This window comes from Paucimonas lemoignei (assembly GCF_004342585.1).
In the GTDB taxonomy this organism is placed as follows: Bacteria; Pseudomonadota; Gammaproteobacteria; order Burkholderiales; family Burkholderiaceae_D; genus Paucimonas; species Paucimonas lemoignei.
On record NZ_SLZQ01000013.1, the window covers coordinates 25,570 to 42,506 of the forward strand.

A 16,937-nucleotide genomic window follows, 5' to 3' on the forward strand; every position below is an offset into this window, starting at 1 on the left:
CGCTCTCATATTTTTCTATTAGTAAAGGAGACGCAATGAGACTTTGGAGTGATTCATTCAGAGATGGGATGCCGATTCCCCCTGAATTTTCCTTGTGCGCCATTGATCCGATCAAGCGGGTCGCTTTTTCGGACAATAAAAATCCCAGCCTCACATGGAGCGACGTTCCGAGCAGTACCCGATCGTTTGCACTGATTTGCTACGACGAGTCCGCGCCTTCGGTAGCCGACGACGTGAACCAGGATGGAAAGCGGGTGCGCAAGGTTTTGCCGCGGGCAGAATTCTTCCATTGGGTATTGATCGATATGCCGCCTGACATGCATGCCATTGGCGCCGGTCAGTTCAGTGCTACCTTGACTGCACGCGGCAAGCCTGGCCCTGAAGTACCGGGCGCTCCGCCCATGCGTCATGGTGTCAACGACTACACGCAATGGTTCAAGGGCGATCCAGACATGGAAGGAAGCTATTGCGGCTACGATGGACCCTGCCCGCCCTGGAATGACGACCTGGTCCATCGCTATATCTTTACGCTGTATGCGCTGGATGTCGACCGCTTGCCTGTCGAAGGCAAATTTACTGGCCAGCAGGCACGTGCCGCGATGCAGGGACATATTCTGGCAGAAGCCAGGCTGACGGGGACTTACACGCTTGATCCTGGGCTAGGGGCACATTCACAGTCCTCATGAACCGATGGCCGTGAACTGTGACAGCAATGCATTGTTCTACCGATCAGTAGCGGGAAATAAAAAAGGACTTGATCCGGTTGAATCAAGTCCTTCTTGGAATCTGGAGGCGGGGGTCGGAATTGAACCGGCGTCTACGGCTTTGCAGGCCGCTGCATAACCACTTTGCTACCCCGCCATGGGTGCGTATTGTAACCGCGAATCGGAAACCCTGCTGCACAGAGAAAATGGAGCGGGAGAAGAGTCTCGAACTCTCGACCTCAACCTTGGCAAGGTTGCGCTCTACCAACTGAGCTACTCCCGCATCTTTACTGCGCAATCTATCGCCGCATAACCAATGAGTACCACCTCAATGGTCTTGAATGAAAAAGGGAAGCGTGGTTAGCTTCCCTTCTAATTCTGGAGCGGGAGAAGAGTCTCGAACTCTCGACCTCAACCTTGGCAAGGTTGCGCTCTACCAACTGAGCTACTCCCGCTTTGCGTGCATCGCAGCGCGACGACAGGGATGAATTATAGAGTATTGGAGAAAGTTGTCAAGCATCTTCCCTTACTTAACATCAACTCCGTTCCTTCATCAAAGGCCAGGCCTTGCGCAAATAATAAAACATGGACCAGACCGTCAGGACGGCAGCGACATAAAGCAAGACCGTTCCCCAGACATAGGTGTCGATGAGACCAAAGAGCGTGCCCTTGAACAGCAACATCGGGATCGCGATCATTTGCGCCGTAGTCTTGATTTTGCCTATCGAACTCACGGCCACCGACTTGGACGCACCGATTTGGGCCATCCATTCACGCAATGCGGAAATGGTGATTTCCCGCCCGATGATAATGAAGGCCACCACGGCGTTGACCTCGTTGAACTGGACCAGCACCAGCAAGGCGCCGGCCACCATCAGCTTATCCGCTACCGGGTCAAGAAAGGCGCCGAAGGCCGAAGTCTGATTCCAGCGCCGTGCCAGGAAACCATCAAACCAGTCGGTAACCGCGGCAATGATGAATACTGCTGTAGACGCCACTCCCTTATCGAAAGTGGAAAGCCAGGTATCTGGAAGGTAAAAAACGCCGACTACCAGCGGAATCAGCGCCACGCGCAACCAGGTCAGCAGAATGGGAACATTGAGAGGCATAAGCCGAATTGTAATTGGATTTCGCTGCCTATGGTCAATGCAGTTGCCGGTAAATATCCTCTGCCAATTGACGTGAGATGCCTTCCACCGATGCCAGCTCTTCGACGCTGGCATCGATCACCCCGCGCAGCCCGCCGAAACGCGCCAGCAGCTTTTGCCGGCGCTTGGCGCCGATGCCCTCGATCTCCTCCAGGCGCGACGTTTGCCGCGCCTTGGCGCGCTTGGCACGCATGCCGGTGATGGCAAAGCGGTGCGCCTCATCGCGGATCTGCGCCACCAGCATCAAGGCCGCCGATTCCTTGCCCAGGACTTGCGGCTCGCGGCCGTCGGCGAAGATCAGGGTTTCCAGGCCAACCTTGCGCCCCTCCCCCTTGGCGACGCCGACCAGCAGGCTGATATCCAGTCCCAGTTCGGAAAACACCTGGCGCGCCATCTCGACCTGGCCCTTGCCGCCGTCGATCAGCACGATGTCCGGCATGATGCCGTCGCCATTGGCGAGCTTTTCATACCGCCGCATCAGCACCTGACGCATGGCGGCATAATCGTCGCCGGGCGTGATGTCGTTGATGTTGTAACGCCGGTATTCGCCATTTTGCATGACATGGTGATGGAATACCACGCAGGATGCCTGCGTGGCCTCGCCCTGGGTATGGCTGATGTCGAAACATTCCACCCGCAGGTTTTCCAGGTCGTCGCGCTCGATGTTCAAGGCGTCGGCCAGGGCGCGGGTACGTGCCTGTTGCGAGCCCTGCTCCGACAACAGCCGTGCCAATGCGATTTCCGCGCCCTTTTGCGCCATCTCCAGCCACTGGCGGCGTTGGCCCTGCGGCTGGAACACCAGGTTGATGCGATGGCCGCATTGCTCCATCAGCGCCACCATCAACTCCGGCTGGTCGAATTCGATATTGATGATCAGGGTACCGGGGATGAAGGAATCGATGTAGTGCTGGGCCAGAAATGCCTTCAGCACCTCGGCTTCGACACTTTCCTCGCCAACCGCCAGTGCGCCTTCCACTTGCGTCGGGAAGTAGGCGCGGTCGCCCAGATGGCGGCCGCCACGCACCATCGCCAGATTGACACAGGCACGTCCGCCCTGGACCACCACGGCGATGATGTCGATATCGGCGTCGCCGATGGTTTCCATGCTTTGCTGATGCAGGACGCGCGACAAGGCGCTGATCTGATTGCGCACCACCGCTGCCTGCTCGAACTTCAGCTCTGCGGCGAAGGCCTGCATCTTTTCCTGCAAGGCTTCCAGCACCTCGGACTGGCGCCCGCGCAGAAACTGGGCCGCATGCTCCACGTCGGCATCGTAGGCTTCCTTGCTGATGTAATTCACGCAGGGTGCGCTGCAGCGCTGGATCTGGTGCAGCAGGCATGGGCGGGTACGGTTGGCAAATACGCTATCTTCGCAGGTGCGCAGCAGGAAAACCTTTTGCAGGATCTGCATGGATTCCTTGACCGCCCAGGCGCTGGGAAATGGCCCGAAATACTGGCTTTTCTTGTCGACCGCGCCACGGTAGTAGGCCATGCGCGGATATTCGTGCGCCGACAGCTTCAGGTAGGGATAGGACTTATCGTCGCGGAACAGAATGTTGTAACGCGGCTGCTGGGTCTTGATGAGGTTATTTTCGAGCAGCAGCGCTTCCGCTTCGCTGCGCGTGACCGTCGTTTCCAGGCGCACGATTTTCTCGACCATCAAGGCCGTGCGCGGACTGGCGAGATTTTTCTGGAAATAGCTGGAGACGCGTTTTTTCAGGTCGCGCGCCTTGCCGACATAGAGCAGCTTGTTCTCGGCATCGAAATAGCGGTAAACGCCAGGCAGGTGGGGCAAGGCGGCGACCGCGTCCAGCAGCGCGGCGCGAGGATCAGGCGCCTGAGCTTCATCCATTATGGTCACTGCCTTTTCTCATCAGTACCTTTTTCCGTCACAACTTTCCCGTCATTGACGCGTCCGGTCTTCGCTGTCCACGGGCGCATCACGGCAACTGGCGGCTCGCTGCTTACACCAGCGACTGCGCCAGTTTTTTTGCTGCGCGATAGCGTGCGTCATTTTGCAGCGCTTCCCAATCCATGGCGGCGGCAGTCGGCACCAGGGCAGCAATACGTGCCGCCGATTGCTCGGTGCTCTTGCCTTCCTTGAGCTGCAAGCCTTCCAGCAGCATATCGGCCTTGTCCGGCGAATTGCAGATCAGGACCATGTCGCAGCCGGCCGCCAGTGCCGCATGGGCGCCATCGACCACGCTACCGGCCACGCTTGCGCCTTCCATGCTCAGGTCGTCGCTGAAGATCACGCCCTCGAAGCCCATATCCTTGCGCAGCAGCTTCAGCCATTTTTTCGAGAAGCCGGCCGGATGCTTGTCCACTTTCGGATAAATCACATGCGCCGGCATTACGCCCGCCAAGCCCATGCCAAGCCAGCCATAGGGCGCGGCATCCTGCTCGACGATTTCCTCGAAGCTGCGCTCATCGACCGGCACGGCCACATGCGAATCGGCTTCGGCAAAACCATGACCGGGGAAGTGCTTGCCGCAATTGGCCATGCCGGCCAGCGCCAGGCCATGGTTCAAGCTCTTGGCCAGCAGCGTCACCACGCGCGGATCACTGTGAAAGGCGCGGTCCCCGATCACGCCGGATTGGCCATAATCGAGATCGAGCACAGGAGTGAAAGACAAGTCCACGCCACAGGCACGCAATTCCGCCGCCAGCACGAATCCGACCGCAGTCGCCGCCTTGGTGGCTTCCAGCACGTCGCGTTCCCACAATTCACCCAGGCGGCGCATGGCCGGCAGCTTGGTGAAGCCATCTGTCTTGAAGCGCTGCACGCGGCCGCCTTCATGGTCCACGGCGATCAGCACGCCCGGGCGCTCGGCATGGATGGCTGCCGTCAGTTCGGTCAATTGCTTGCGGTCGGTGTAATTGCGCGCAAACAGGATCACGCCCCCGGTCAATGGATGACGGATGCGGCGGATATCGTCGGCGTCGAGCGTCGTGCCAACCACGTCGAGCATGACCGGGCCCAATGCCCCTGCCTGCAATGGGGAAGCGGACTGGCCGCCGGCGAAAGAATCTCTTGTCATTTTTTCTCCACTATAACGAACGCGACCGCGTAATCGGCTTCATCAGTAATTGTGACTTGCGCACTCAAACCGTTTTGTTCCATAAATTCCTGCAAGGCGCCGCTGGCGACCACGATGGGTTTGCCGCTCGGCGCATTCAGCGTCTGCATCGACCGCCAGGTCATCGGCATGCGCATCCCCAGCCCGATCGCCTTGGAAAACGCCTCCTTGGCAGCAAATCGCGTGGCAAGAAAGCGTAATCCCCGCACAGGCACCTTGGCTTTGCGGCGATGGTATTTTTCCAGCTCCTGCGGCCCCAGGACCTTTTCAGCGAAGCGGTCGCCATGGCGCGCGACCGCCGCCTCGACACGCGAAATCTGGATGATATCGGTACCGATGCCGTAAATCATTTTACCGTGCCCAGCCGTGCCTGCAGCATGATCGCCTTCATGTCCGAGACCGCCTTGCGCCAGCCATCGAACACAGCCTGCGCGACGATGGCGTGACCGATGTTCAGCTCGGCGATATTGGGGATCGCGGCGATCGCCTGCACGTTGGTGTAATGCAGTCCATGGCCGGCATTGACCTTGAGGCCGCGCGCCACGCCTGCCCGCACGCCGCTCCGGATGCGCTCCAACTCGTCCTGGAGTTCCTGCGGAGCGACAGCCTCGGCATAACGTCCGGTATGCAATTCAATCACCGGCGCACCGGCTTCTGCCGCCGCCTGGATCTGGGCTTCATCCGGATCGATGAACAGACTCACGCGGATACCCGCTTGCTGCAATTGCGCCACAGCCGCCTTCACGACTGCAAAATTACCCGCCACGTCCAGCCCGCCTTCAGTCGTGACTTCGGCACGCCGCTCCGGCACCAGGCACACATCCTGCGGCTTGATCTCGCAGGCGAAATCCAGCATTTCCGTTGTTACCGCCGACTCCAGGTTCATGCGCGTCTTCAGGAGCGGGCGCATCGCGCGCACGTCGGCATCCTTGATATGGCGCCGGTCTTCGCGCAGATGCAGGGTGATCGCGTCAGCCCCAGACTCCTCCGCCAGCAGCGCCGCCTGGATCGGGTCGGGATAAGTCGTGCCGCGCGCATTGCGCAAGGTAGCGACATGGTCGATGTTGACGCCCAGTTCGATAGTCGGGCCGGCGGGATGAAGATAGCTCATGAGATTGGTCGATTGTCGTTGCGGGTAATGGCCCGTATCTTACAACTGCATCAGGTCGATGAGGATCTGGCGCGTATTCAACTGGGTGCCGCCGAGGTGATGCGACAACAGGTGCCGCATGAGGAACTTGCTCTGCGTTTGCGTGACCGCATCGGAATAATCTTCCTTCTCCATGTCGATCAGCGTTTTGCCGGCAACCTGAGGCCAGGCATCGGCCGGCACGGCGGGACGGGGCCCACGCTCGGGATCGACCACATAAGTCTTTTGCGGCACAACTGTTTCGCCGGTGCTGGTGCAGCGCGTGAAATCGCCTGAAAAGCCGGTTTCCTTCAAGAGCGCACGCTCGAATTTGCGCAACACTATGGGCGCCGGTTCACCATGCCCCAATTCGTTCAGCGTCGAGACATAATGCTGAAACAACGCAGGATGCGAATCGTCGCGGGCGAGGAACTTGATCAGCAATTCGTTGAGATAGAAGCCGCACAACAACGCATCTTTTTCCAGCGGCAGCAAGCCCCCCACCCATTCGGCGCCGGTCAGGGTGCGCAATTCGCCCTTGCCGCTCCACGACAGCGACAACGGCTGGAAAGTCTGCAGCACGCCGCGCAATTGCGAATGCGGACGCTTGGCGCCCTTTGCCACCAACGCGATGCGGCCATGATCGCGCGTCAGCACGTCGATGATAAGACTGGTTTCCTTGTAGGGATAGCTGTGCAGGACGAAGCCGGGCTGCTGATTCACCCGGTGTTCCTTTTCAGCCGGCGCGCGCAGGCGCCGTTCGGCGGCGATCAGATCCATCGCAGGGATGTCAGGCTTCCTTATTCGTAACCGTAGGCACGCAAGCGGGCTTCGTTATCCGCCCAGCCGGATTTCACCTTGACCCAGACTTCCAGATACACCGGGCCACCAAACAATTTTTCCATGTCCAGGCGGGACTGCGTCGAGATTTCCTTCAGCTTGGCTCCCTTCTGTCCGATCACCATGGCCTTGTGGCTATCGCGCTCGACCAGGACGGCGGCGAAGATGCGCCGCAAATTGCCTTCCTGTTCAAATTTCTCGATCACGACCGTGCTGGTGTAAGGCAGTTCGTCGCCAGCCAGGCGGAAAATCTTTTCACGAACGATTTCCGCCGCCAGGAATTTTTCACTGCGGTCAGTGATATCGTCCTCGGCGAAGATCGGCGGATTCTCCGGCAAGATTTTGCGGATCTCTTCCTGCAAACCGTCCAGCTGAAAATTCTGTTTGGCCGATACCGGCACTACGGCGGCAAAATCGCGTTGCCCTGCGACTTTTTGCGCGAACGGCATGAGCACGGCCTTATCCTTCATGCGATCGGCCTTGTTGATCACCAGAATGCATGCCACGTTCTTCGGGATCAGATTCAGCACTTGCTCATCGGCCTGGCCAAAGGTCCCGGCTTCCACGACGAACAGCACGACATCGGCCGCAGTCAGGGTATTGGTGACCGTCTTGTTCAGCGTCTTGTTCAGGGCATTCGAATGGCGGGTTTGAAAACCCGGTGTATCGACGTACACGAATTGCGCATCGTCGATGGTCTGGATACCCGTGATGCGGTGCCGCGTGGTTTGCGCCTTGCGCGAAGTGATGCTGACCTTGGCGCCGATCAGTTTGTTCATCAGGGTCGACTTACCGACATTCGGGCGGCCAACGATGGCGATATATCCGCAGCGAAATCCAGCGGGTGCAGCAGTAGAGGTCATGCAGTTTTAGGTTGGGTGGTGCCGGCAGGCTTGGGCGGTTCGATACCGGTTTCAGGCATGGTGTCGGAAGCCGGCTGGCTTGTCTCCGGCACCATGCCAGTATCAGGTTGGACTGTAACTTTGTCAGCAGGTTTCTGCGCGGATTTCGGCTCTTTCGCGGCTGCTTTTGCCGGCTTAGGTTCCGGCTTGCTTTCCGGTTTGGACTCAGGCTGCTTATTTTCCGGATTATTTTCCGGCGCAATGGAAGTATCCGCATTCGGCGCATCCGGCTGAATCGTGGCGATTCCCGCCAGCTTCAGCTGTGCTGCGCGCGGCCGCGTCTTGCGCGCGGCGGACGGCGTTTTCGCTAATGCAGCCTGTACGGCTTCCAGCGCCAGCTTGGCCGCGGCTTGCTCGCCAGCACGCCGGCTGCCTCCACTGCCAAATACTTGGATATCCAGCTTCGGCACCAGGCATTCGATTTCGAATTCCTGGTTATGGGCCGCGCCATGGGTTGCGACTACATTGTATTGCGGCAAGGCGATTTTTTTACCCTGCAGAAATTCCTGCAGCAGGGTTTTGGCATCCTTGCCAAGGGTTTTGGGATCGACCGTATCCAGGATGGGAATGTAAAGCGAACGGATGACCTTGCGGGCGGTTTCAAATCCGCCATCCAGAAAGATCGCGCCGAACAAGGCTTCGAGGGTATCGGCAAGGATAGATGGACGCCGGAATCCACCCGATTTCAACTCTCCCTCGCCCAACCTCAGGAACTGGGAGAGCTCTAGGCGCTGCGCGATTTCGTACAGCGATTGCTGCTTGACGAGATTGGCGCGCAGCCGCGACAAATCGCCCTCGTCGATCTTGCTATAGCGTTCGAACAGCAAGGAAGCAACGACGCAATTGAGGACCGAATCGCCGAGGAATTCCAGGCGCTCGTTATGCAAACTGCTGTGGCTACGATGGGTCAAGGCTTGCTGCAGCAAAGCAGCGTCCTTGAACGTATGCCCCAGCCGATTTTGCAATAACGTCAAATCCATATCTCTCTATTTCGCTCTCTTGAGGCTTAGGCGCCGCCATCCTTTGCAGGTTTCTTACCCTTTTGCTTTTCTGTCGTACCCTCGTATTCAATCAAGAGGCTGGCGGGACCAACTAAGGGGATTTTCTTATCGTAAGCGAAACTGACCTCCAGCCCATTACCATTATTGTAGACTTCCAGGTCTTTGCCGGTAATCGAAGTGATATAAGCCACATCAGCCTGCTTGTCGAAACTATTGCGAATTTCCGCTGGGGTCGAGCCATCGGTCTTTGCCTTGGCGATGGCTTTATTGATGGCCATGTATTCGGTCACGGTTGGAACGACTTTCATTCCGAGTACGGCCAACGCTCCCAGAATTGCCAGTACAACGATCAGTCCGACCAGTGAAATGCCTTGTTGCTTGCATGTGAATAGTTGTTTTTGCATGCTCCCCTCCCCCTGTTTAGTTACTGGAAACTGCCAATCCGTTTCAGGTTACTGAAATTCATCCAGATAAAAAATGCCTTGCCGACAATATTCTGGTCCGGGACAAAGCCCCAGTAACGGCTGTCGAGACTATTGTCGCGGTTATCGCCCATCATAAAGTAGTTCCCAGGCGGCACGGTACAAGAGAAATCGCCACCGTTGAAACTGCAGTTTTCATGACCAGGGAAACTTCTTTCGTTCGTGGCATATGCTGGCGCGCCTTCATCATTGAGAATGCGATGCGCTACGCCATTCAGGTTTTCCTTATACTGCTTCGAGTATGTCAGCCGATCCTCGTCCAGGTAATCCGGTAGCTCTTCATAAGAAAGCGCTTGATCATTGATCGTTAAACGCTTGTTTTTATACACTATTTTATCACCAGGCACACCAACTACGCGCTTAATGTAGTCAAGCGAAGGATCTTCCGGATACTTGAAAACCATGACATCGCCGCGCTTCGGGTCATTAACTTCAATGATCTTCTTGTTAATTACAGGCAAACGGACACCATAGGTGTATTTGTTCACCAAAATCAGATCGCCGACCAAGAGGGTCGGAACCATCGAACTGGATGGAATCTTGAACGGCTCATACAAGAAAGAGCGCAGAAAAAACACCAGGGCGATAACCGGGAAAAAGCTGCCGGAATACTCGATCCATGTCGGCTGGCGCAAAATCCCGGCCTCCAGGGCTGCCCTGCTATTGGAATCCGGCTTGATTCCTTCCGCCGCCAGCTTCGCATTGCGAGCGTCATATTCCGCAAGTGCGGCATCGGCATGCGCCCGGCGTTTTTTTGCCAGATAAAACACATCCAGAAACCAGATAACGCCGGTTACGATCGTCAAAACAAACAGAATCAGGGCAAAATTGCCAAGAATTGACTGCACGCTCATTTTTCATCCACTTGTAAAATTGCCAAGAAGGCCTCTTGAGGAATTTCCACAGAGCCAACTTGTTTCATGCGCTTTTTACCTGCCTTTTGCTTTTCCAGCAACTTACGCTTACGGCTAATGTCACCGCCATAGCATTTTGCCAAAACGTTTTTACGCAGGGCTTTGACGTTCTCGCGCGAAATAATGTTGGAGCCGATTGCGGCCTGAATCGCCACATCGAACATCTGACGCGGGATGATTTCACGCATCTTGGCTGCCACCGCACGGCCGCGGTACTGGCTGTTTGCGCGGTGCACGATGATCGCCAGCGCATCGACCTTCTCGCCATTGATCAGCATGTCGACCTTGACGACGTCGGAGGCACGGTATTCCTTGAACTCGTAATCCATCGAGGCATAGCCGCGCGAAGTGGATTTCAGCTTGTCGAAGAAATCCAGCACGATCTCGGCCATCGGCATTTCATAGGTCAGCTTGACCTGCTTGCCGTGGTAGCTCATGTCCATCTGGACGCCGCGCTTTTGCGTACACAATGTGATGACGGAGCCGACATATTCCTGCGGCATGTACAGGTTGACCGTGACGATCGGCTCGCGGATTTCCTCGATCTTGGAGGGGTCCGGCATCTTGGACGGGTTATCCACCTGCAGCACGGTACCGTCGCGCATTACCACCTCGTACACCACGGTCGGCGCGGTGGTAATCAGGTCCATGTCGAATTCGCGCTCGAGGCGTTCCTGCACGATTTCCATGTGCAAGAGGCCCAAGAAGCCGCAGCGGAAGCCGAAACCCAGCGCCTGCGAAACTTCCGGCTCGAACATCAGGGCGGCGTCATTGAGCTTCAATTTTTCCAGAGAGTCGCGCAAGGCATCGTACTGGTTCGCCTCGACCGGGAAGAGACCCGCAAACACCTGCGGCTGCACTTCCTTGAAACCGGGCAGCGGCTCGGCGGCGGGTTTGGCGGCCAGCGTGACGGTATCGCCGACCTTGGCAGCCTTCAGTTCCTTGATGCCGGCGATGATGAAACCCACTTGCCCGGCCGACAAAGTCTCGCGCGCCACTGACTTGGGCGTGAAGACACCGACGCTTTCCACCAGGTGCTGCGCACCAGTGGCCATCAGCAGGATCTTGTCTTTCGGGCGCAGCGTGCCGTTGATGATACGGACCAGCATCACCACGCCAACGTAATTATCGAACCAGGAATCGACGATCAGCGCCTGCAATGGCGCGTCCGGGTCGCCCTTGGGCGGCGGCACCTTCGCAATCAGCGATTCCAGCACGTCTTGCACGCCCAGGCCAGTCTTGGCGGAACAATGCACCGCATCGCCGGCCTCGATGCCGATGACTTCTTCGATTTCCGAAATCGCGCTTTCCGGATTGGCCGAGGGCAGGTCGATCTTGTTCAGCACCGGCACCACTTCCACGCCCAGCTCGATCGCGGTATAGCAGTTCGCCACGGTTTGCGCTTCCACACCCTGCGAGGCATCCACCACCAGCAAGGCGCCTTCGCAAGCGGAAAGCGAGCGACTGACTTCATAGCTGAAGTCGACGTGGCCCGGCGTATCGATCAGGTTAAGGTTGTACACCTTGCCATCGCGTGCCTTGTAGCTCAGCGCCGCGGTCTGCGCCTTGATGGTGATGCCGCGCTCGCGCTCCAGGTCCATCGAATCGAGCACCTGGGCTTCCATTTCACGGTCGGACAAGCCGCCGCACAACTGGATGATGCGGTCGGCCAGGGTGGATTTACCGTGATCGATGTGGGCAATGATGGAGAAATTGCGGATATTGTTCATTTAACCAGTCGAGGACAAAACGGTGCAGCACTTGATTTCGCCCTGCATCCAAATCAGTCGGAAGCAGAATGCCGCGTACAGGCCCTGTCCCGCAATAGCAAAAAATACGTAAAAAAGGCGCTCAATGCAGGGGAACCTCCCCGGGCGAGCGCCTTTTGAGACTTCCACGTATGGAATATGGCAGCATTTTACCGGATTTCAGAGTGAAAATCCTGAAAAACTCGTATCAGGCAGCTGTTGCGCTTCCGTTGGAAAGATAGTTGCGGACCATGCCTTCATCAAGGAAATAATGGCAAAGACGCGTCGCTTCGCCGTTTCGCCAGCCTATCAGCACCGGCACCAACTCATCGTACAGCGCGACGAGCGCCGGGTCCGCATCGACATCCCGGACCTCGATTGCAAAGGAAAATTCGCCCTGCAAAGCCTGCAGTGCAATCAACATGTCGTCGCAAAGATGGCAATAGGTGCGCGAGTAAAGAATGAATTTGACCGGCATGACCAACACGTTACATAAATAAAAGGCTGCAAGCCTGACAGCCTGCAGCCTTGATACTGATTATCGAAGCTTACAATAACAGAAGCTTACTGAGCATTCGGCCGAATCGGCACGAATTGCGAGGAATCGCCTCGACGTACCAAAAGCACCGCCATTTTCTTTGGATCCAGCTTGGCAATCAGGCTGTTGAATTGAGCGGCATCCTTGATGTCGGTATTATTCAGGCGCAGAATCACGTCGCCAGCACGCAAGCCGGCACGAGCGCTGACACCTTCCGCGGCGTCAACCAGCACACCGCCATCCAGATTCAATTCCCGCTTCTGTGCCTCAGTCAGATTGGTTACCGACAGGCCCAAGGCATTCGGCGTGCGTTCCGGTTTGGTCTTGCCGTTTTCCTTCTTCGCAGTTTTTTCCGGCTCCATCTCTGCGATAGTCAATTGCAGGTCGCGGGTAGCGCCCTTGCGCCAGACGGAGATGGTTGCGCGCGAACCCGGCTTCGTATTCCCCACCAGGCGCGGCAAATCGCTGGAACGCTCGATGTTGGTGCCGTTGTACTTCAGGATGATATCGCCGGTTTCCACGCCGCCCTTCTCTGCCGGCGAACCAGGCTCGACGCGCTGCACCTGCGCGCCCTGCGCACGGCTCAACCCGAGCGATTCGGCCACATCCTTGGTGACTTCGCCGATCTGCACGCCGATCCGCCCGCGCGTCACCTTGCCCGTCGTCTTCAGCTGCTCAGCCACGCGCATCGCTTCGTCGATCGGCACGGCGAAGGAGATCCCCATGTAACCGCCGGAACGGCTATAGATTTGCGAGTTGATACCGACCACTTCACCGCGCATATTGATCAGCGGGCCGCCGGAATTGCCAGGGTTGACCGCGACGTCAGTCTGGATCAATTGCAGGTAATCTCCGGTATCGCGTGCCTTCGAAGAGACAATCCCGGCGGTCACGGTGTTATCCAGTCCGAACGGGGAGCCGATGGCGACCACCCATTCACCGGCGCGCAGCTTGGCCGAATCGCCGATCGGCAGGCGCGGCAGATTGCCGCCTTCGATTTTTACGACAGCCACATCGGTACGCTTGTCGCTGCCAATCACCTTTGCCTTGAATTCGCGCTTGTCGGATAGCGTGACGTAGACGTCGTCAGCTCCCTCGATCACATGCGCATTGGTCATGATGAAACCATCGGCGGAAACTATGAAGCCGGAACCGACGCCACGGGGCACTTCCTCTTCCTGCTGCGGCTGGGATTTACCGTTGCCGCGCGGCGTGCGCTCAGGCTGGCGCGGCATCGGCACACCGAAAAAGCGCCGGAAAAATTCCTGCATTTCCTCGTCTTCGGACATCGCGCCATTTGGATTGGAACGCATCTTGGCCGTCGTGCGGATATTGACCACTGCCGGCCCGGCCTTCTCGACCATATCGGTGAAGTCCGGCAAACCAGCAACGGAAGGAGCAGCGATTGCCGGAGAGACGATACCCATGCCACCGGCGAAAAGTGCGCTGGCGACACCAAGAACTAATGTAGAGAGAAATTTACGAGCAGGAATTCCAGTATTCATAGAGTCCTTTTATCTTCTAGTAGTCTTGAATTCAATTGAATTGGCGACCTGCCGGATTGCCACAGCAGGCACCTCACCCACTATGGTAAGCCAAAATTCCCCCTGACGCTTGCCTGCAATATTCATTGCCCCCTGTTGCATGAATCCCTCGGTGCGACTGGCGCTGCCAGGCTCAATGAAAATCGAGATGGCAGCCAATCCGTCCGAGTACACCATTTGCGCCATTTCGCGCGATTGCGGTGTCTGATTTCCGGCACGGGCGTTGGCGGCCCCGTTCGTCACCAGGCGCTTGACCTCGCGAATCTTGCGGAACCCCGGCGGCATGGCCTTGACGCTCCAGCCTGAAAGATTGGCCGACTCCATTGCTGCCCGCTCGATATGCCAGCCTTGAGTATTGGCGATGCTGCTGCGCGTACGGCTCGGGTCGATCTTGCCGATTTCGATCTGCGTGAAGGAAATCTGCTCGACCACGTCACCCTTCTCGTTCAAGGTTTGAGCGCGCAACAGCAAACCCGTTTTCTTGTCAGCCCAGAGCTTGTAACCGTAACGGAGATTGTCGAGCGGTTCGAGCAGAATGGTCTGCGCTGCATATCCCGCCACGCGGCCGGAACCACCCATCTTTAAACGATAGTAATCCCCGAGCTTTGCCGGGTTCGCATTCGGCAAGGCAGGAAACACTTCCTGGGTGACGCGCTTTTCCACCAGCAGAGTTTTGCTGTCCGGGACATAGCAGATGATTTCGTCGTTGGTGCGAATATATTCGCGCGGCTTGCCATCGAGGACTTCGAGCTTTTCATACTCATTTTTCCCGCTCTTCACGTGGGTGATGCGGGAAGTCCTGAATTGTTCGCCCTGCTGATAAACGAAAGTCCCGGAGTAACTGAATTTGACAGCGGCAGCCTGGATCTTTTTCAGCCAGGACTGCGCCTCACGCTTGTCCGTCGTAAGGCCAGCACCTTGCGCCTGCACTGAAACTGCGATGAAGGATAGGAGAAGAAATGTAAAAAATTTCGATAAACCCGGGGTTTGCCGCATACAGATTATTTACCCGCTTCGTTTGCGAATGTCGCTGAGCGCGCATATTGCGCCGAACTATAAACGGAAGGAGAAAAACGCTGATGCGCCATCAGGTACTCGTCGATGCGCGGATCGCGCAACACCTCTCCCTGGTCAGCCACGGCGACCTCCCGTTCCTCGGTGGCAGCAACGCCTACTACGGCAGGCACTGCAACGACCGCCGGCGCCGGCTTGGCGGCGACCATGGCCACTGCCGGGCTATTGTCACTGCCGGATTCCTTTTTTGCCACCAGCATGTGCGGTGCCGTCATGAACACTGCAGTCGCCACTGCTGCCGCTGCCATGCCCGGCATGGCCAGGCGCCGGACACGCTCGACCAGGGCAGGATGGCCGGAAGCGGCAGCCACGTTGGGCGCTGCTTGCGGTGCCAGGATCACAGGCTCCGCTTCCAGGCGTGCGGCCATGCGCGCGGAAAAACCATCGCTCAGGGTAACAGCCATGTCGTCCGAGCGCAGGATATCGCCGATCTGGTGATACAACTCCCAATCGGCGCGCGCGTCGGGATCGCGCAATGCGGCCAGCGCGACCTCGATCTGACTGTCACTGAGTTCATCATCGGCCAATGCCGAGATCTGTTCCTGGGTTTTCTCTCTCGTTTCCATAGCAGTCCGCGGTTTGCGGCCTCACTTACATTTGATAAATATTGATTTCCTTACCACCGCTTGTCAATGGCAGTGCCAAGCAATGGCCTCAATTTTTCCGCAATCGCTTCACGCGCACGGAATATCCGGCTACGCACGGTGCCTATTGGGCATCCCATGGCCTCGGCGATTTCGTCGTAGCTCAATCCTTCAATTTCGCGCAGCGTGATCGCCATGCGTAACTCTTCCGGCAGCGCATTCATCGCCACGTTCACCGTTTCCGCAATCTGCTTGGTTGCAAGCATTGACTCGGGCGTATTGATGTCCCGCAGGTGCTCACCATCATCGAAGGTTTCTGCCTCCTCCGCATCCGCGTCGGTCGAAGTCGGCGCACGGCGGCCTTGCGTCACCAGATAATTCTTGGCCGTGTTTATCCCTATCCTGTATAGCCAGGTATAGAAGGCCGAATCTCCACGGAACTGAGGCAGGGCACGATAAGCCTTGATAAAGGCTTCCTGCACTACATCCTCGGCTTCCGCCTGGTCACGCACGAGCCGTGACACCAGCCTCATCAGCTTTCTCTGGTATTTGACCACCAGCAGTTCGAACGCCCTTTTATCACCACGCTGGACGCGTTCGACTAATACCTGGTCAATATCGCGTTCTGTCGTCAACACCCGGTCCCTTGTCTTTCACAACATGCGCGAATTAAAGTTATTGACTACTGGAAATTCCAGAAGTTCAATCCCTACCGCGACGTTACAAAATTTAACGTTTTGCCTGACCATTGTGCGCGGCTATCCAGCGGCACGCAACCGACAAGCTGCGAAATTCTTCGGCACTTACACTGTCACGCAGGATCAGGATATTTCTGATCCTTCGATCCTCGGCTTGAAGTCGCAACAACAGCAAATGCGGCCAGATAGTCGAGTCGTGCCTCAGCGTGACAACTGCAGTGCCGTTCTGGTCCTGCTGCGGCGGCTTGTCAGTACCGGCCTGGCCGCGATGAACAGTACACGTCTTATCTTCTGTCACCGTGATTTGTCCGTGCTCGGAAATATCAATCCGCAGCGATTTTCCGCGCCAAATCAGAGCATGACTTGCCCAAACCGAAATCACGGCAAGGATCAACGCCAGTGCAACACGCCAAGCGAGAGATAGATGAATGGTCGGCGAAATCACCAGATAGGCCGCGACGGCCACCAAGCCCAGGCAAAAGCTCCCTTGCACGATGGCAAGCCGCCTGGAAGGCATTACCACGGTAGACACCGCGATGGACATTAGGAAA

At 57.1% G+C, this 16,937-nt stretch carries 18 protein-coding genes and 3 tRNA genes; 1 reads left to right on the forward strand and 20 read right to left on the reverse strand.

Annotated elements, in window-relative coordinates; all coding sequences use genetic code 11:
• Positions 1–35 precede the first annotated feature (35 nt).
• Positions 36–686: a YbhB/YbcL family Raf kinase inhibitor-like protein gene (locus tag EDC30_RS16190; protein WP_132259902.1), complete on the forward strand. Its 651-nt coding sequence runs from the start codon at positions 36–38 to the stop codon at positions 684–686.
• 101 nt (positions 687–787) lie between these two features.
• On the opposite strand, the gene EDC30_RS16195 is transcribed toward EDC30_RS16190, so the two are convergent.
• The 20 genes from EDC30_RS16195 to EDC30_RS16290 form a co-directional block, all read right to left on the reverse strand.
• Positions 788–861 (reverse strand) — tRNA-Cys (locus EDC30_RS16195).
• A 50-nt stretch (positions 862–911) separates the two neighbouring features.
• A tRNA-Gly gene (locus EDC30_RS16200) sits at positions 912–987 on the reverse strand.
• Positions 988–1,083: 96 nt separating this feature from the next.
• Positions 1,084–1,159, reverse strand: a tRNA-Gly gene (locus EDC30_RS16205).
• Between the two features lie 81 nt (positions 1,160–1,240).
• Positions 1,241–1,813 (reverse strand): CDP-diacylglycerol--glycerol-3-phosphate 3-phosphatidyltransferase, encoded by a 573-nt coding sequence (gene pgsA / locus EDC30_RS16210; protein ID WP_132259903.1) that lies wholly within the window; start codon positions 1,811–1,813, stop codon positions 1,241–1,243.
• Positions 1,814–1,847: 34 nt separating this feature from the next.
• Positions 1,848–3,704 carry an excinuclease ABC subunit UvrC gene (gene uvrC / locus EDC30_RS16215; protein ID WP_132259904.1) on the reverse strand — a complete coding sequence of 619 codons (1,857 nt, stop codon included), beginning with the start codon at positions 3,702–3,704 and terminating at the stop codon, positions 1,848–1,850.
• A gap of 112 nt (positions 3,705–3,816) precedes the next feature.
• The gene (gene nagZ / locus EDC30_RS16220; protein ID WP_243656824.1) at positions 3,817–4,893 is read right to left on the reverse strand and encodes a beta-N-acetylhexosaminidase; all 1,077 of its coding nucleotides are present in this window, start codon (positions 4,891–4,893) and stop codon (positions 3,817–3,819) included.
• Complete coding sequence (gene acpS, locus EDC30_RS16225) at positions 4,890–5,282, reverse strand: holo-ACP synthase (RefSeq protein WP_132259905.1); 393 nt, start codon at positions 5,280–5,282, stop codon at positions 4,890–4,892. Before acpS ends, nagZ begins: the two co-directional genes overlap by 4 nt.
• A complete protein-coding gene (gene pdxJ / locus EDC30_RS16230; protein WP_132259906.1) occupies positions 5,279–6,043 on the reverse strand; it encodes a pyridoxine 5'-phosphate synthase in 765 nt (254 codons plus the stop codon). The genes acpS and pdxJ overlap by 4 nt, the downstream gene beginning before the upstream one ends.
• A 39-nt stretch (positions 6,044–6,082) precedes the next feature.
• The gene (gene recO / locus EDC30_RS16235) at positions 6,083–6,841 is read right to left on the reverse strand and encodes a DNA repair protein RecO (protein WP_132259907.1); all 759 of its coding nucleotides are present in this window, start codon (positions 6,839–6,841) and stop codon (positions 6,083–6,085) included.
• 20 nt (positions 6,842–6,861) lie between these two features.
• Positions 6,862–7,764 carry a GTPase Era gene (gene era / locus EDC30_RS16240; RefSeq protein WP_132259908.1) on the reverse strand — a complete coding sequence of 301 codons (903 nt, stop codon included), beginning with the start codon at positions 7,762–7,764 and terminating at the stop codon, positions 6,862–6,864.
• Positions 7,761–8,783, reverse strand: a complete 1,023-nt coding sequence (rnc, locus tag EDC30_RS16245; RefSeq protein WP_243656825.1) for a ribonuclease III — start codon at positions 8,781–8,783, stop codon at positions 7,761–7,763. Before rnc ends, era begins: the two co-directional genes overlap by 4 nt.
• Positions 8,784–8,809: 26 nt before the next feature.
• Positions 8,810–9,208: a DUF4845 domain-containing protein gene (locus EDC30_RS16250; protein WP_132259909.1), complete on the reverse strand. Its 399-nt coding sequence runs from the start codon at positions 9,206–9,208 to the stop codon at positions 8,810–8,812.
• Positions 9,209–9,228: 20 nt separating this feature from the next.
• A complete protein-coding gene (lepB, locus tag EDC30_RS16255; RefSeq protein ID WP_132259910.1) occupies positions 9,229–10,140 on the reverse strand; it encodes a signal peptidase I in 912 nt (303 codons plus the stop codon).
• Positions 10,137–11,930 carry a translation elongation factor 4 gene (gene lepA / locus EDC30_RS16260; RefSeq protein ID WP_132259911.1) on the reverse strand — a complete coding sequence of 598 codons (1,794 nt, stop codon included), beginning with the start codon at positions 11,928–11,930 and terminating at the stop codon, positions 10,137–10,139. The genes lepB and lepA overlap by 4 nt, the downstream gene beginning before the upstream one ends.
• 226 nt (positions 11,931–12,156) lie before the next feature.
• Complete coding sequence (locus tag EDC30_RS16265) at positions 12,157–12,426, reverse strand: glutaredoxin family protein (RefSeq protein ID WP_132259912.1); 270 nt, start codon at positions 12,424–12,426, stop codon at positions 12,157–12,159.
• A gap of 86 nt (positions 12,427–12,512) precedes the next feature.
• The gene (locus EDC30_RS16270) at positions 12,513–13,991 is read right to left on the reverse strand and encodes a DegQ family serine endoprotease (protein WP_132259913.1); all 1,479 of its coding nucleotides are present in this window, start codon (positions 13,989–13,991) and stop codon (positions 12,513–12,515) included.
• Between the two features lie 9 nt (positions 13,992–14,000).
• Entirely contained in the window at positions 14,001–14,960 is a 960-nt protein-coding gene (locus EDC30_RS16275; protein WP_341539875.1) for a MucB/RseB C-terminal domain-containing protein, read from the reverse strand.
• Positions 14,961–15,031: 71 nt separating this feature from the next.
• Positions 15,032–15,670 carry a sigma-E factor negative regulatory protein gene (locus EDC30_RS16280; RefSeq protein WP_132259915.1) on the reverse strand — a complete coding sequence of 213 codons (639 nt, stop codon included), beginning with the start codon at positions 15,668–15,670 and terminating at the stop codon, positions 15,032–15,034.
• A gap of 50 nt (positions 15,671–15,720) precedes the next feature.
• Complete coding sequence (gene rpoE, locus EDC30_RS16285; RefSeq protein ID WP_128903442.1) at positions 15,721–16,323, reverse strand: RNA polymerase sigma factor RpoE; 603 nt, start codon at positions 16,321–16,323, stop codon at positions 15,721–15,723.
• 94 nt (positions 16,324–16,417) lie between these two features.
• Positions 16,418–16,930 carry a protein YgfX gene (locus tag EDC30_RS16290; protein ID WP_132259916.1) on the reverse strand — a complete coding sequence of 171 codons (513 nt, stop codon included), beginning with the start codon at positions 16,928–16,930 and terminating at the stop codon, positions 16,418–16,420.
• Positions 16,931–16,937 lie beyond the last annotated feature (7 nt).